Origin of the sequence: Burkholderia sp. AU33803 (genome assembly GCF_002223095.1) — a bacterium.
Lineage (GTDB): Bacteria > Pseudomonadota > Gammaproteobacteria > Burkholderiales > Burkholderiaceae > Burkholderia.
This window is the reverse complement of the sequence record NZ_NKFJ01000005.1, coordinates 951,896-965,959: the sequence shown is the minus strand read 5'-3', so window position 1 is coordinate 965,959 and position 14,064 is coordinate 951,896. Positions and strand designations below refer to the sequence as shown.

The 14,064-nt window shown below is 68.6% G+C and carries 15 protein-coding genes; 7 read left to right on the top strand and 8 right to left on the bottom strand.

All coding sequences use genetic code 11. From position 1 onward, the window contains the following. Positions 1-129 precede the first annotated feature (129 nt). The 6 genes from fliE (at position 130) to CFB41_RS16280 (ending at position 4,265) form a co-directional block, all read left to right on the top strand. Positions 130-474, top strand: coding sequence for a flagellar hook-basal body complex protein FliE (gene fliE, locus CFB41_RS16305; RefSeq protein WP_046544213.1), 345 nt, complete (start codon positions 130-132; stop codon positions 472-474). A gap of 194 nt (positions 475-668) precedes the next feature. Continuing rightward, entirely contained in the window at positions 669-1,103 is a 435-nt protein-coding gene (gene fliS, locus CFB41_RS16300) for a flagellar export chaperone FliS (RefSeq protein WP_089457092.1), read from the top strand. Further along, positions 1,100-1,432: a flagellar protein FliT gene (locus tag CFB41_RS16295; protein ID WP_089426550.1), complete on the top strand. Its 333-nt coding sequence runs from the start codon at positions 1,100-1,102 to the stop codon at positions 1,430-1,432. The genes fliS and CFB41_RS16295 overlap by 4 nt, the downstream gene beginning before the upstream one ends. 129 nt (positions 1,433-1,561) lie before the next feature. Then, positions 1,562-2,947 (top strand): flagellar hook-length control protein FliK, encoded by a 1,386-nt coding sequence (locus CFB41_RS16290; RefSeq protein ID WP_089457091.1) that lies wholly within the window; start codon positions 1,562-1,564, stop codon positions 2,945-2,947. Beyond that, positions 2,944-3,261 (top strand): EscU/YscU/HrcU family type III secretion system export apparatus switch protein, encoded by a 318-nt coding sequence (locus CFB41_RS16285; protein WP_089441236.1) that lies wholly within the window; start codon positions 2,944-2,946, stop codon positions 3,259-3,261. Before CFB41_RS16290 ends, CFB41_RS16285 begins: the two co-directional genes overlap by 4 nt. A gap of 269 nt (positions 3,262-3,530) precedes the next feature. Next, a complete protein-coding gene (locus tag CFB41_RS16280; protein ID WP_089457090.1) occupies positions 3,531-4,265 on the top strand; it encodes a PepSY-associated TM helix domain-containing protein in 735 nt (244 codons plus the stop codon). 109 nt (positions 4,266-4,374) lie between these two features. On the opposite strand, the gene CFB41_RS16275 is transcribed toward CFB41_RS16280, so the two are convergent. The 8 genes from CFB41_RS16275 to CFB41_RS16240 all read right to left on the bottom strand — a co-directional run bounded on the left by CFB41_RS16275 (position 4,375) and on the right by CFB41_RS16240 (position 12,713). Beyond that, entirely contained in the window at positions 4,375-5,400 is a 1,026-nt protein-coding gene (locus CFB41_RS16275; RefSeq protein WP_089457089.1) for an XdhC family protein, read from the bottom strand. Positions 5,401-5,659: 259 nt separating this feature from the next. Beyond that, complete coding sequence (locus tag CFB41_RS16270; RefSeq protein ID WP_089457088.1) at positions 5,660-7,066, bottom strand: amino acid permease; 1,407 nt, start codon at positions 7,064-7,066, stop codon at positions 5,660-5,662. A gap of 216 nt (positions 7,067-7,282) precedes the next feature. Then, on the bottom strand, positions 7,283-7,939 hold the full coding sequence (gene rqpR, locus CFB41_RS16265) for a response regulator transcription factor RqpR (RefSeq protein WP_059232953.1): 657 nt from the start codon (positions 7,937-7,939) through the stop codon (positions 7,283-7,285). A gap of 7 nt (positions 7,940-7,946) precedes the next feature. Then, positions 7,947-8,762: a quorum system sensor histidine kinase RqpS gene (gene rqpS / locus CFB41_RS16260; protein ID WP_089457087.1), complete on the bottom strand. Its 816-nt coding sequence runs from the start codon at positions 8,760-8,762 to the stop codon at positions 7,947-7,949. A 730-nt stretch (positions 8,763-9,492) separates the two neighbouring features. Then, positions 9,493-10,263, bottom strand: coding sequence for a ferredoxin--NADP reductase (locus CFB41_RS16255; protein ID WP_089426542.1), 771 nt, complete (start codon positions 10,261-10,263; stop codon positions 9,493-9,495). A gap of 274 nt (positions 10,264-10,537) precedes the next feature. After that, positions 10,538-11,353: an endonuclease/exonuclease/phosphatase family protein gene (locus CFB41_RS16250; RefSeq protein WP_039354781.1), complete on the bottom strand. Its 816-nt coding sequence runs from the start codon at positions 11,351-11,353 to the stop codon at positions 10,538-10,540. Positions 11,354-11,358: 5 nt separating this feature from the next. Then, positions 11,359-11,847: a hypothetical protein gene (locus tag CFB41_RS16245; RefSeq protein ID WP_089457086.1), complete on the bottom strand. Its 489-nt coding sequence runs from the start codon at positions 11,845-11,847 to the stop codon at positions 11,359-11,361. Positions 11,848-11,993: 146 nt separating this feature from the next. Beyond that, positions 11,994-12,713, bottom strand: coding sequence for a nitroreductase (locus CFB41_RS16240; protein ID WP_089426672.1), 720 nt, complete (start codon positions 12,711-12,713; stop codon positions 11,994-11,996). A gap of 231 nt (positions 12,714-12,944) precedes the next feature. On the opposite strand from CFB41_RS16240, the gene CFB41_RS16235 reads away from it, so the two are divergent. Next, positions 12,945-13,925 (top strand): AAA family ATPase, encoded by a 981-nt coding sequence (locus tag CFB41_RS16235; protein WP_089457085.1) that lies wholly within the window; start codon positions 12,945-12,947, stop codon positions 13,923-13,925. Positions 13,926-14,064 lie beyond the last annotated feature (139 nt).

Sequence of the window (14,064 nt, the reverse complement as noted above, 5' to 3'; positions counted from 1 at the left end):
CCCCGTACTTTCGCGGCTTTGACGCGCGGCGCGCTGCTATCCTTTTTCGGAATCCGGCATGGCGCGCGTGGTGCGGCGCCGGCGGATCTCCCGGTGCGTCCGGGTCTCTCTCTCAGTTTTGGGGACAGCATGACTGCGAACGTCAGCGGAATCGGTTCGGTGTTGCAACAGATGCAGTCGATGGCCGCACAGGCGTCGGGCGGCGTCGCGAGCCCGACGGCGGCACTGGCCGGCTCGGGCGCGGCGACGGCCAGCACGTTCGCCAGCGCGATGAAGGCGTCGCTCGACAAGATCAGCGGCGACCAGCAGCACGCGCTCGGCGAGGCGCAGGCGTTCGAGGTCGGCGCGCCGAACGTGTCGCTGAACGACGTGATGGTCGACATGCAGAAAGCCAACATCGGCTTCCAGTTCGGGCTCCAGGTCCGCAACAAGCTAGTGAGCGCTTACAACGACATCATGCAGATGGCGGTTTGACAAGGCGGCTGTTCGGGGAAAGCGATCCGTGGACGGCCATCCGGCCGGGTCCGCGGGCCGGCCTTGCTGCGCCAGGCGGCCCGCGCCGCTTGCCTAAAGCTTTCCAAATCCCTTCCGATAACTCCGGTGAAGGCCGCGTCGTGCGATGCACGGCGGCGGTTCCCGTATAGCCAAGGCACAACAAGGAGAAGCGCATGTTTTCCCCAGGACACGCTGGAGCCAGTGCATACGCGCGTGTCGGCGTCGAGACCGGGGTGATGGGCGCTTCCCCGCACCGGTTGATCGCGATGCTGTACCAGGGTGCGCGGCAGGCGGTTGCGCTGGCGCGCATGCATTTGCAGCAAGGCAATGTGTCCGCGCGCGGCGAAGCGATCGGCAAGGCGATCCGGATCGTCGACAGCGGGCTGAAGGCATCGCTGAACCTCGATGCGGGCGGCGAGATCGCGGCGCGGCTGGATGCGCTGTATGCGTATATCACCCGGCGTCTGCTCGACGCCAATGCGCAGGCGAGCGATGCGATGCTGGTCGAAGTCGACGGGCTGCTCGCGACGCTCGAGGAAGCATGGACGGGGATCGGCCCGGAAGTCGCGCGGATGGCCGCACAACAGGCAGTGGAAGCATCACGATGAATCGCAAGGCCGAATACTTCGAACGTTACGAGGCGCTCGCCGCCGTGTCGGGCCGGATGCTGGGCGCTGCCCGCAGCGCCGACTGGAGCGCGTTGCCGGAGTTGCAGGCCGAATTCATGCAGCTGGTCGACGGGTTGAAGGAGGCCGATCCGGGCGTCGTGCTCGACGAATCGGATCTCGGCCGCAAGCTCGACCTGATCCGTCGCATCCTGGCCGACGACGCCGCGATTCGCGATCTCGCGAGCCCGGACCTCGCGCGGCTGTCCGCGCTGTTCGAGGCGCGGCGCTCGACCAAGGTATTGACCGATCTCTACCGCGCGCGCGGGTAGGGCCCGTTTCCGGGGAAACGGGCGCGGGGCGCACGCGTCCGCCGTGGCACGCGCGCAGTTCCCGCAGGCGGCACCGGCGTGCCGTTACCGGATTCGCAACGATGTGGCTGAGATGAGCAGGCTCCGATCATGACCGGTATCGACTCCGTTGCGGCCGCCCTGCTGGCGAGCCGCCTCGACAGCCTGCTGACCGGCACCGTGTCGGCGCCTGCCAGCGGCGGCGCGACCTCGCAGGTCGGCACCCCGGGCAACGGCGCGGCGTCCACGCCATCGGCCGGCAGTCCGCCTGCCGCGCCGCCGGCTTCCACCCAGACCGCCCTGTCCGATGTCGGGCGCGTGCTCGACGCGATCTCGCGCGCGGGCGGCGACGCGACGCCGGCCATTGTCGGGCGTGCGCCGCTGCTGGCCGACCCCACCGTGCTGCTGACCGACACGGCTGCGCCGGCCCGCGCGCCGGCCGCCGCCGATCCGGCTGTGTCCTCCACGCCGGCTTCAGCCGCTGCATCGTCGGCTGCGTCTGCGGCTGCGGCGGCGCGCGACGCGGCTGCGACGTTGCCGGTCGCGGCGCTGCGCGCGGCGCTCGCGCAGGCCGTGAGCGAAAGCGGCCTTTTCTACGAATCTCATCTCGCGCAGTGGCTGGCCGGCCAGCGTCCGCTCGCGGCACTGATGCGCGAGCCGCAGGCGCGCCTCGCGGCCGCGCTCGCGCCGGCCGATCCGGATGCCGCCCAGCATGGCTCGACCGATCCGCTCGACGAACTGCTCGCGCAGCGCCCGCCATTGCCTGCGTCCGCGCGCGCCGCCGCGCAGCCGGGCGCGCCGGCCCAGGGCAGTGCGCCGGCGCGGGACCCCGCACAGGCGTTGCCGGCAGGCACGCGGCAAGGGGCGCCGCTGCCGCACGATACGGCCGATCTGCTCGGCGACCGGCCCGATGCGCGCTGGACGCCCGCGCGGGCCGAGCTGGCCGCCGCGTCGTCCGATTCGCAGGCGCAGACGCTCGCGACCGTGCATCCGGCCGCCGTGCCGCTCGTCAGGCAGCAGCTCGACGCGCTCGCGACCGACCAGTTTCGCTGGGCGGGTGAGGCGTGGCCCGGCGCGCGGCTCGACTGGACGATCGAGCCCGACGATCCGGGCAACCGTGCGCCGCACGGCGACGGCGACACGGGTGACGGCATCGCCTGGCGCACGCGCCTCACGCTGACGTTGCCGTCGCTCGGCACGGTCGACGCGGAGCTGGTGCTGAACGGCACGCAGCTCGTCGCGCGGCTGCGTGCGAACCAGACGGGTGCCGACCGTCTCACGCGGCACGAGGCGGCGCTGCGGCAACGGCTTGAAGTGTCGGGGCTCAAGGTGGGCGGGCTGTCGATCCGCGCGGTCGACGACGGCCCGGACGGCTTCGACCTGTTTGCGGCCCAGGCGGCGGCCGCCGCGTACGCACGCGGTTCGGCGTCGACGTCGATCCTGGCCAGCGGCCCGGCGACGCGTGCGCCGGATACCGACGACGAGGTGCTGTCATGAGCATGACGTCCCGCAAGCGCGCGGCCGCGCTCGTCTACGATCCGAAGGGCGGCGATGCCGCGCCGCGCGTGGTCGCAAAGGGCTACGGCGCGCTCGCCGAAATGATCGTCGCGCGCGCGCATGACGCCGGGCTGTACGTGCATACGGCGCCGGAGATGGTGTCGCTGCTGATGCAGGTCGATCTCGACGACCGGATTCCGCCGCAGCTCTACCAGGCGGTCGCCGATCTGCTCGCGTGGCTGTACTCGCTCGACCGTACCGATCCCGCACCGGACGCCGCCGCACCGCGCTTTCCGCTGCCGCCGCTGCGCTGAACGGCGCGGCGCCGCGCGATTTCTTACGAAATGCCGCCTTGACCTTGCAAGGTCATTCTGTCGGTATTTGTCGCCTAACGACCGGCATCGTGCCGCAACGGTCGTGCTTCGCCGGTATTTCCTCGCTCGACGGGCTTGCCGCTCCATAGCCGCGCGCATTGAGCGTGCAATAGATTTGTGTAATGATATCCATTCTCATTTTCATGCTGCACGGGCGGCGCGCACGCTTTGCGCGCCGCCCGTTGTTTTGAACGAATGGAATCTCTCGCGTGAACGCGCCCGAAACGATCAATCCGCCCAAGACGGGGACTTCCCGCGCCGGCGTCACCATGCTGCACCCGGCGGCCCGCCCGCTGAGCGACGACGAACTGGCCGCGCGCCGCCAGCGTTCGCGCCGCGCGACCTTCATCAAATGGCTGCGCAAGGTGCATGGCTGGGTCGGGCTGTGGGGCGCGGTGCTCGGGCTGCTATTCGGCGTGACGGGCGTGCTGCTCAACCACCGCGCGCCGCCGCTGAAGATTTCGACCGGCGAGCCGCAGGTCGAGGAGATGCAGATCGCGCTGCCGGATCCGGCGCCGAAGACGCCCGCCGCGATGACGAAGTGGCTGCAGCACGAACTGCATTTCGACGGCAAGCCGGGCCGCATGCGCAAGGATCCGGCGCAGCCCGTCGCGTGGGGCGACAAGCGCGTGATGCAGCCGGAGCACTGGCAGATGGGCCTGTTCGGCCCGCACCAGAACGTGCAGGCCGAATACTGGGTCGGCAACGGCTACGTCGCGGTGAAACGCACGGGCAACACGTTCCTGACGACGCTGAACAACCTGCATCGCGGCGTCGGGATGAATCTCGGCTGGGTGCTGTTGATGGACACGATCGCGGGTTCGCTGATCCTGCTGTCGCTGACCGGCGTGCTGCTGTGGACCGAGCTGAACAAGCGCCGCACGGTCGGCGTCGTGCTGGTGGTCGGTTCGGTCGCCGCGGCGCTGGCCGCCGGCCTGACCTGATCGGCGGCACGCGCGGCCTGGCGCCGGCGCGTGCGCTTTCGTCGATTTCGTCCGCTTCGCCCGCCGCGGACGCCCACCTGGCGCGACCGCGCGCCGGCGTCGCCAGCGATCAGAGGCCGCAGGCTGCGCCGCTGTTCGCGGCGATCTCGCGCGCGGCCTTCGCGCCCTCGACCTGCAGGATCGTCGGCAGCGACACGTTGTTCTTCGCGGCGGTGATCTCGGCGAGGATCGAGATCGCGATTTCCGGCGGCGTCCGGCTGCCGATGTAGATGCCGGCCGGCCCGTGCAGCCGGGCCAGTTCCGCTTCGCTCAGGTCGAATTCGCGCAGCCGCTCGCGCCGTGCCGCATTGTTGCGCCGCGAGCCGAGCGCGCCCACGTAGAACGCCGGCGTCTTCAGCGCCTCCATCAGCGCGAGATCGTCGAGCTTCGGGTCGTGCGTGAGCGCGATCACCGCCGAACGCGCATCGAGGTTCATGTCGAGCACCGTATCGTCGGGCATCGTGTGCACGACGCGCGTACCCGGCACGTCCCACGCATCCGTGTATTCCTCGCGCGGATCGCACACCGTCACCTGGTAGTCGAGCCCGACCGCGATCTGGCACAGATAGCGCGACAACTGGCCGGCGCCGATCACGAGCATCCGGTAGCGCGGCCCGTGGATCGTCACGAGCCGCTCGCCGTCGAACGCGAGCCCGTCGGCCGCCTGCGCCGGCGACAGCGATGCGCGGCCGGTCGCGAGCGTCATCGTGCGCGTGACGAGGCGGCCGGCCTCGACTTCCGCGCACAGCGCGGCAATCCCGCTGTCGCACGTGAGCGGCTCGAGCACGAGCTGGATCGTGCCGCCGCACGGCAGCCCGAAGCGGTGCGCTTCCTCGGCCGTCACGCCGTACTTGAGCGCTTCCGGGCGCGCGTCGGCCGCGATCCCGCTTGCGTGTACGCGGGCGATCAGGTCGTCCTCGATACACCCGCCGGACACGGAGCCGACCACGAGCCCGTCCTCGCGCACCGCGAGCATCGCGCCTTCGGGGCGGGGCGACGAACCCCATGTCTTCACGACCGTCACGAGCAGCACGCGGCGCCCTTCTTCGAGCCAGCGCGCGCTGGATTTCAATACATCGAGATCGACGCTTTCCATCATCTTCTTCCTGTTGCCGGGCGACGCCGCCGATGCGGGCCGCCGTTCGATGGCGCGATTATGAACCGCACGGCGCGCACGTGCAGGCGGCGCGCTGGCTCGTGCGGGCAAATCCGGAGAATCGGGCAAGATATCGCGACGATCGGACAGCGGTCGATCGGGGGAGTGGCGCGCGGCCGGTTCGGAAACGCGCGGGGCACCAGTGATGGGCCCGCGCGGTGTTCGTCCGACGCGCGGCCTGCGCGCGCCGATACGTCGCTCAGTGCGCGTCGTGGTGACCGTGCGCGAGCTTCGAGTGGTGACGCGAGTACAGGAAGTAGATCACGAGGCCGATCACGAGCCAGATGCCGAACGCGGCCCACGTGACGGGCTGCAGGTTCAGCATCAGGAACAGGCACGCCGCGACCGCGAGGATCGGCACCACCGGCACGCCGGGGCAGCGGAACGCACGCGGCAGCTCGGGGTGCGTGCGGCGCAGCACGAGCACGGCGATCGACACCATCGAGAACGCGGCGAGCGTGCCGATGTTGATCAGCTCGGCGAGCACGTTGAGCGGCACGAGCGCGGCGATCAGCCCGAAGAACAGGCCGACGAGCCAGGTCGTCAGGAACGGCGTCGCGTAGCGCGGGTGCACGCGCGACAGCGCGGCCGGCAGCAGCCCGTCGCGCGACATCGCGAAGATCACGCGCGTCTGGCCGTAGCTCATCACGAGGATCACGGTGAGCATGCCGAGCACGGCGCCGAGATCGATGAAGCCTGCGACCCACGTCTCGCCGGCCTTCTGCAGCGCGTACGAGATCGGGTGCGAGATGTTCGCGTACTCGGCCGACGGCACGATGCCGGTCGCGACCGCGGCGACCGTCACGTACAGCACCGCGCACACCGCGAGCGACGCGATGATGCCGATCGGCAGGTCGCGTTTCGGGTTCTTCACTTCCTCGGCCGCCGACGACACCGCGTCGAAGCCGATGAACGCGAAGAACATCACGGCCGCCGCACCGAACACGCCGTTCCAGCCGTGCGGCATGAACGGCTTCCAGTTCGCGGGCGTCACGTGGAACACGCCGACCGCGATCACGAGCAGCACGACCGACACCTTGATGAACACCATGATGTTGTTGATGCGGGTCGACTCGCGGATGCCGATCGACAGCAGCGTCGTGATCACGATCATCACGAGGAACGCGGGCAGGTTGAACCACGTGACGACGCCCGGCACCGCACCGGGCGCGGCCGTCAGCACGGTGGGCAGCGTGAGCCCGAAGCCCTGCAGCAGCGACTGCAGGTAGCCCGACCAGCCGACCGACACGGCCGACGACGCGAGGCCGTATTCGAGCATCAGGTCCCAGCCGATGATCCACGCGACGAGCTCGCCGAGCGTGGCGTACGAGTACGTGTAGATCGAGCCGGCGACGGGGATCGTCGACGCGAACTCCGCGTACGACAGCGCGGCGAGGCCGCACGCGATCGCGGCGATCACGAACGACAGCATCAGGGCGGGGCCGGCCTGCACGGCGCCGGTACCGGTCAGCACGAAGATGCCGGTGCCGATGATCGCGCCGATGCCGAGGAAGGTGAGGTCGATCGCGCCGAGCGCTTTCTTGAGCCCGGCGGCATGCGCGCCGGCGATCATGCGATCGACGTTTTTCTTGCGGAAGAGAGACATTGCGGATGAATCGCCAGCGCGCGCGGGCGCGGTAGCGCTGACTGAGTGAAAACCCGTAATTTTAGCCGATTTGGCGCGCAAGACCCGCTGCAGCGCAGCGCTGCGTCACAAAATCGTCCGATAAAACAAGCGCTTGCGCTTCCGGCGGGCGACAGCGGGCGGCGGCGCGGCATGTGCCGCGTCGCTGGGCCGGACGAATCGGGTGAAGCGGGGGAATCAGGCGCCGGCCGTGGGCGCCATGTCGACGAGCCGGTTGCTCATCACGTAGAACGTGAGCTCCGCGTTGTTCGACAGCCGCATCTTCTCGAGCAGCCGCGAGCGGTACACGCTCACCGTCTTCACGGACAGCGACAGCGTGTTCGCGATGTCGGTGAGCCGCTTGCCCGATGCGAGCATGCAAAGCGTCTGGTATTCGCGGTCGGACAGCTTCTCGTGCGGCAGCGGTTCGTTCTCGAACGACACGTATTCGGCGAGCGCCTCGGCCATCGCGGGGCTCACGTACTTGCGGCCGGCCGCGACCTGCTGGATCGCGCCGATCATCTGCGCGGCGTTGACCGTCTTCGACAGGTAGCCGGCCGCGCCGGCCTTCAGCGCGCGCACCGCGTACTGGTCCTCGCGATACATCGAGAACATCAGCACCGGCGTGCGCGACAGCTTGCGCTTGAGGCGCTTGAGCACCTCGATGCCGTTCGTGTCCGGCAGCGAGATGTCGAGCAGGATCACGTCGAATTCCTGTTTGTCGACGGCCGCCATCGCGTCGCCGCCGGTTTCGGCCTCGGTGACGTCGCGCGCGACGCCGCGGTCGATCAGCAACTGGCGGATCCCTTGCCGGACGATCGCGTGATCGTCCACGAGCAGGATGTTCAGGCTCATGACGACCTCACGAAAGCGACGCGCGGCGCGCCGCGACGGGCACCGCGAGCAGCGAATCCCAAGCGAAGCGCGCGGTGACGCGCGTGCCGTGGCCGGTTGCCGGCGTGGCCGTCTCGAAGCCGCCGCAGAACGCCTCGCAACGGGCGCGCATGCCGGCCAGACCGTAGCCGGCGCGGCGGCGCCGGGAGAAACCGGTCCCATCGTCGGAGACAATCAGTGACAGGTGCGTGTCGTCAGTGGCGATCCGCACGTCGACCGACGTCGCGCGTGCGTGCTTCGCGACGTTCGACAACGCTTCCTGGGCGACGCGGAACACCGCCAGCGCGCTGGCGCCGGCGAGCTGCGTCAGGCGTGCGTCGGCCGCACAGACGAAGCTGGTGCGCAGGCCGGTGCGGGCCGCATGGGTGTCGGCCCACGACGACAACGCGCCGACCAGGCCCGCGTCGAGCGCCGGCGTTTCGCGCTCGTCGATCAGCCGGCGATTCGCGGCGGTCGCGGCGTCGAGCGCCTGCTGCGCCAGCTCCAGCGCGCGCAGGCAACCGTCCGGCGCATCGGCCGGCAGCCACGTTTGAACGTTTGCGAGCGCGAATCGCGCAGCGGTGAGTTCGGCGCCGAGCCCGTCATGCAACTCGCCGGCCAGGTGGCGGCGGGCCGCTTCATCGGCGGCGAGCAACTGGGCAGACAGCACTGCGATCCGCGCGGCGGAGGCGCCACGTTTGGACGCGGCGTCGGCAATGGGCGGAGTCGCGGCGCAGCCCGGCACGAGCTGTTGCGACGGGAACGGGGCGTGGGCGCCCAAAGGCGCGTTAAGCGACGTATCCATGACTCTCCCTGCTGTCAGAAAGCGGTTCAGACACCGGCTGGCTGCGTGGATCGGCTGCCGTTCCGATGACGGTCGCCGCCAGAGAATCGCCCCCTGCCGAGGTAACAAAAGTTACGTCTTGTAACACTTGCATCCGACCCTTCCACTCTCATCCGAACGGCAACCACGCGCGGCGAATAATATCTCAAAATTTTCGAAAAAGTCATGACAGGCGGACATTTAAGGGTAAATGTGAATGATTGGGATGAACGTGTTGTAGGAAAAACACTGACACCCAAGCGCCGGACGATGACGTATCCAAATGTAACTATTTGAGATGGGATGATCCCAATTTGTTACGAATTCGCCAAGTAGGGACGAAAAAAAACCGGAGCTTTCGCTCCGGTTCTTGATGACGCGCAATTAGGGCCTGTTCCCGCCAATAACGGGCTTGCGAACGTGCCTTGCCGGCTGTAGTGCAAGGAGCGAGGAGCGCCGTTTGGCCGAGCCAAACGCCCCGAAGGAAGTCCCCTTGGGGGACAAGCGACGAACGACGCCGCAATACGGCCGGCAAGGCGCGTTCCCCTGTTTGGAAAAATGCATTCGTGGGGCTGGCCGTCAGAAGGGCCGATCGCTGCGTCATGCTCCTCGCGAATACGTAGAGTATTCGCTTCGTCGCAATCCTTGCGCTCGGCCCTTCTGACGGCCAGCGCAAGCCCGTTATTGGCGGGAACAGGCCCTAAGGGATCGATCAGTCGACGAACGCGCGCTCGATCACGTAGTGGCCCGGTGCGCTGTTCTTGCCTTCGACGAGGCCGGCCTGCTTCAGCAGCTCGGTCGTGTCCTTCAGCATCGCGGTGCTGCCGCACAGCATCACGCGGTCGTTTTCCGGCGAGAACGGCGGGACGTCGAGATCCGTGAACAGCTTGCCCGTGGCGATCAGGTCGGTGATCCGGCCTTCGTTGTCGAACGCTTCGCGCGTGACCGTCGGGTAGTAGACGAGCTTTTCCTTGATGATGTCGCCCAGGTACTCGTGGCCCGGCAGGTCGTGCTTGATGTAGTCCATATACGCGAGCTCGCCCTTCAGGCGGCACGTGTGCGTCAGGATCACCTTGTCGAAGCGGTCGTAGATGTCCGGATCGCGGATGATCGACATGAACGGCGCGAGGCCCGTGCCCGTCGACAGCATCCACAGCGTCTTGCCCGGCAGCAGGTTGTCGGCGACCAGCGTGCCCGTCGGCTTCTTGCCGATCAGCACCGTGTCGCCCACCTTCAGGTGCTGCAGGCGCGACGTCAGCGGGCCGTTCTGCACCTTGATGCTGAAGAATTCGAGATGCTCTTCGTAGTTCGGGCTGACGATCGAGTAGGCGCGCGCGAGGGGCTTGCCGTCGACCTCGAGGCCGACCATCGTGAATTCGCCGTTGTTGAAGCGCAGGCTCGCCTCACGGGTGCAGGTGAAGCTGAACAGCGTGTCGGTCCAGTGATGGACGGATTGGACGGTGGCGGTGTCGTATTTGCTCATGGCTTTGAAAACGGACGCGCGTAGCGAACGCGAGTAACGGGCCCAAAAACGGGCAAAAAACCGAGTGCGACGGCCCGATCACGGATCGGCCGGCCGGCGCGTCGGACACGCGCCTTCTCGATGACAGACGATTGAGGAACTCGTTATTTTACCCTGTTGACGCGGATCGCGGGCTTGACCCCCGCGGCCGCGCGGATTTGGCGCAACGAATTATTTCAATCGCCTTTCGGTTTTTCGGCGCTCGGCCGCGAGTTTCGCGCCGAGGTCGGGAAGGCTATTGCGGATCGAGGCGCAGGCGCGCGATGTACGGCAGGTGATCCGACAGCCACGCGGCCTCGCCGGACGGCGCGCGCCATTCGAGCGGCGTCAGCCCGCGCACGAACATCTTGTCGAGCGCGAGCGCCGGCGAGAACGCGGGGAACGTGCGGCCCGATTCGCCGAGCAGCGTCGCGACCTCGGACAGCCCGATCTCGCCGAACAGCGCGACCGAATCGTTGCGCCAGTCGTTGAAGTCGCCGGCGAGCATCAGCGGGCCGTCGCCCGCGTTGCGCACGATCCAGTGCGCGATCCAGTGCATCTGGCGCAGCCGCGCGGCGCGCGTGAGCGCGAGGTGCGCGCACAGCAGCGTGACCGGCCGGGCGCCCGCGAGCGTCGCGCGCGCGACCAGCAGGCCGCGCCGCTCGAAACGGTGCGCGGAGATGTCCCAGCGGCCGCCGAGGTCCAGCGGATGCGGTGACAGGATCGCATTGCCGTGCCGCCACGACGGCTTGAACACGTTCGGCCCGAGCGCGATCTGCCAGTCGAGCGCATGCGCGATCTCGGTGGCCTGGCAGTGCCAGACGTCGTCGACCGCGTCGTCCATCGGGGCGCCGAAGCCGGGCGCGAGCACGGGGCGCGGCATGCGGCGCGCCATCGCTTCCTGCAGGAAATACACGTCGGCGTGCGTCGACTGCATCCAGTTACGCATCGCGTTCCACGCGGTGAAGCCGAGCGGCGAGCGGCCCTTGTGCAGGTTCCAGCTCACCGCGGTGATTTCGTCGGGGGCGGCGTGCGGTTCGGCGAACGGCAGGGACAGGGCGTCGGCGGACATGACGCTCAATCCTTCGCGACGTGCGCGCGCACGCGATACAGGAGGTGCGGATGTTGCTCGACGAGCGTCCAGTCGGTCCACGCGTCGGCGCCGACCGTCAGGCCGGGATGACTCGCGACGATTTGCCGCGGTGACGCGGGCACGCACGGATCGGCCGGCTTCGCGCCTTCGTCGTCGATCGTTTCCTGCACGTCGAGCGCGAGCGACACCGTGTTCGCGCCGGCATCGACGGTGAGCGGGGCGACCGTCACCGTGCGCGAGCGCTCGGTCGGCACGACGCGCGCGGCATTGCCGCAGCCGACCGGCACGGCGGACGGATAGCGATGGGTATCGGTACGGGTCTGACCGACGGTGGTGCGCTGCTGGAACGTGTCGATGGTCTGACCGTCGCGTACCACCTGGATCTCCCACGCGACGGAGGCCGGTGCGGGGCTCTGCGCATGGGCGGCGAGCGCGACGCTCGCGAGCAGGACGGCCAGGCCGTGTTTCAGCATGAAACGTCTCCGGAAACGCGCAATAGCGGGGAACGGACGCACATCTTACGCCCGATCGATTTCGGTCGCGATGTGACGGGACGCGCCGCGGCAGGTTCGCCGCACGATGCGTTCCTGCTCGAAAGGTAGGGCCGCGTCATGCGTTTTCAAGCGAAAAAGCGCGTGAACTCGGCGACGGGCGCGCGCTCGGTGACGAGGCGGTTCTCGATCGCGTCGGGGTCCGCATGGCCGAGCGACATCCCGCAGACGAGCTGTTCGTTGGCGGGAATGCCGAGGTGTTCGGTGACGATCCGGTGAAACGGCACGAACGCGGCCTGCGGGCAGGTATCGAGCCCGCGTGCACGCGCGGCCGTCATCACGCCCTGCAGGAACATCCCGCAGTCGAGCCAGGCACCGTAGGTCATCACGCGGTCGAGCGTGAAGAACAGCGCGACCGGCGCGTCGAAGAAACGGAAGTTGCGGGCGTGCTGCGCATGCATGCGCGCCTTCTCGTCGCGGCCGATGTTCAACAGGCCGTACAGGTCCCAGCCGACCTTGCGGCGCCGGTCGATATACGGCGACACCCATTCGCGCGGGTAGTAGTCGTACTCGGCGACGTATTTCTCGTCGCGCGCGGGGTCGTCGTGGGCCGCGGTGAGCGCGGCGGCGAGCGCATCGCGCGTGGCGCCCGTCGCGACGTACACGCGCCACGGCTGGATGTTGGTGCCCGACGGCGCGCGGCTCGCGGCTTCGAGGATCGCCTCGAGCGTGTCGCGCGGCACCGGCGTCGGCAGGAACGCGCGAACCGCACGGCGCGACGTGAGCGCCGCGTCGACGGCACCGATCGTGTCGGCATCGACGCGCGGAAATGCAGGGGGGACGGACATCGGCATACCTTCGGGGGGCGGGGGCCGACGCGCCGCGCGGGCGCGGTCGGCCAGGCCGGTGTGGCGGGTGGGTGAACTGACGATCATACGCCGCGGCGCGCCGGCGTGCAGCGCGCGCGGGTGTTAGCAGCAGACGCGCTCGGCTGCTTGCTTGCGCGGGATGGCGGGATCGCTACACTGAAATCGTAAGGGTCTGATGATCGTGTGACGGCAAGCGGGAGCGAGGTTGGTATGACGACGGCGATGGTGAAACAGGAACTGGCGGTGGCATCCTTCAGCACGGTGTACGACCTCGAGCAGGTCGAGACGGCGCTGAGTGACCTGAACGAGAGCGCGAGCGACGCACTGCGCGCCACCTACGAGAAGATGCTCAAGACGGGCAATCTGCGCTTCTGCGTGAAGCCGAACCGGATGCCGTCGTTCGACGCGCTCGGCGAGGCATTGCCCAATTTCGCCGAGCCGCTCGAAGACGTGCGCAAGCAGGTCGCGCTGTGCCTCGAAACGGAGGACCGGCTCGAACTGATGCCGATCCTGCTGCTCGGGCCCCCGGGCATCGGCAAGACGCACTTCGCGAAGGCGCTCGCGCAATTGCTCGGCACCGCATACCACTACGTGCCGATGAGTTCGCTGACGGCCGGCTGGATCCTGTCGGGTGCGTCGTCGCAATGGAAGAACGCGAAGCCCGGCAAGGTGTTCGATGCGCTCGTGAACGGCAGCTACGCGAACCCGGTGATCGCGGTCGACGAGATCGACAAGGCCGGCAGCGATGCGCAATACGATCCGCTCGGCGCGCTGTATGCGTTGCTCGAGCACGACACCGCGCGCGCATTCATCGACGAATTCGCGGAAGTGCCGATCGATGCGGGCAACGTGATCTGGATCGCGACCGCGAACGAGGCGCACGCGATTCCGGAGCCGCTGCTCAACCGGATGAACGTGTACGAGATCGCGCCGCCCGATGCGGCCGGCGCGCGCCGGATCGCGCAGACGATCTACGACGAGATCCGCTCGTCGCACGCGTGGGGGCGGCGCTTCCCGGAAACGCTCGGCGACGACGCGCTCGACGTGCTGGCCGCGACTCCGCCGCGCACGATGCGCCGCGCGCTGCTGCACGCGTTCGGCGCCGCGCGGCTCGACGGGCGCGACGCGATCGGGCCGCGCGACATCCGGGCCGACGAAGGCGCGGCGAAGCGCCGGCCGATCGGCTTCTGAACGAGCGGTGCGCGCACGCCACCAAGGCCGGGGCCGTGCGCGCCGCGCAGAGCCGCGTGTCGTGTCGTACCGTGCGCCGCGCGTCATGCACGGCGTCGTCGCGAGACGCTGCACGACCTTCGGCAAGCGGATGAACCGG

What these genes read in the sequence shown, in the direction of transcription:
- fliE (WP_046544213.1), top strand. Translation starts at nt 130, where the DNA reads ATGACTGCGAACGTCAGCGGAATCGGTTCGGTGTTGCAACAGATGCAG.
- fliS (WP_089457092.1), top strand. Translation starts at nt 669, where the DNA reads ATGTTTTCCCCAGGACACGCTGGAGCCAGTGCATACGCGCGTGTCGGC.
- CFB41_RS16295 (WP_089426550.1), top strand. Translation starts at nt 1,100, where the DNA reads ATGAATCGCAAGGCCGAATACTTCGAACGTTACGAGGCGCTCGCCGCC.
- CFB41_RS16290 (WP_089457091.1), top strand. Translation starts at nt 1,562, where the DNA reads ATGACCGGTATCGACTCCGTTGCGGCCGCCCTGCTGGCGAGCCGCCTC.
- CFB41_RS16285 (WP_089441236.1), top strand. Translation starts at nt 2,944, where the DNA reads ATGAGCATGACGTCCCGCAAGCGCGCGGCCGCGCTCGTCTACGATCCG.
- CFB41_RS16275 (WP_089457089.1), bottom strand. Translation starts at nt 5,400, where the DNA reads ATGGAAAGCGTCGATCTCGATGTATTGAAATCCAGCGCGCGCTGGCTC.
- CFB41_RS16270 (WP_089457088.1), bottom strand. Translation starts at nt 7,066, where the DNA reads ATGTCTCTCTTCCGCAAGAAAAACGTCGATCGCATGATCGCCGGCGCG.
- rqpR (WP_059232953.1), bottom strand. Translation starts at nt 7,939, where the DNA reads ATGAGCCTGAACATCCTGCTCGTGGACGATCACGCGATCGTCCGGCAA.
- rqpS (WP_089457087.1), bottom strand. Translation starts at nt 8,762, where the DNA reads ATGGATACGTCGCTTAACGCGCCTTTGGGCGCCCACGCCCCGTTCCCG.
- CFB41_RS16255 (WP_089426542.1), bottom strand. Translation starts at nt 10,263, where the DNA reads ATGAGCAAATACGACACCGCCACCGTCCAATCCGTCCATCACTGGACC.
- CFB41_RS16250 (WP_039354781.1), bottom strand. Translation starts at nt 11,353, where the DNA reads ATGTCCGCCGACGCCCTGTCCCTGCCGTTCGCCGAACCGCACGCCGCC.
- CFB41_RS16245 (WP_089457086.1), bottom strand. Translation starts at nt 11,847, where the DNA reads ATGCTGAAACACGGCCTGGCCGTCCTGCTCGCGAGCGTCGCGCTCGCC.
- CFB41_RS16240 (WP_089426672.1), bottom strand. Translation starts at nt 12,713, where the DNA reads ATGTCCGTCCCCCCTGCATTTCCGCGCGTCGATGCCGACACGATCGGT.
- CFB41_RS16235 (WP_089457085.1), top strand. Translation starts at nt 12,945, where the DNA reads ATGACGACGGCGATGGTGAAACAGGAACTGGCGGTGGCATCCTTCAGC.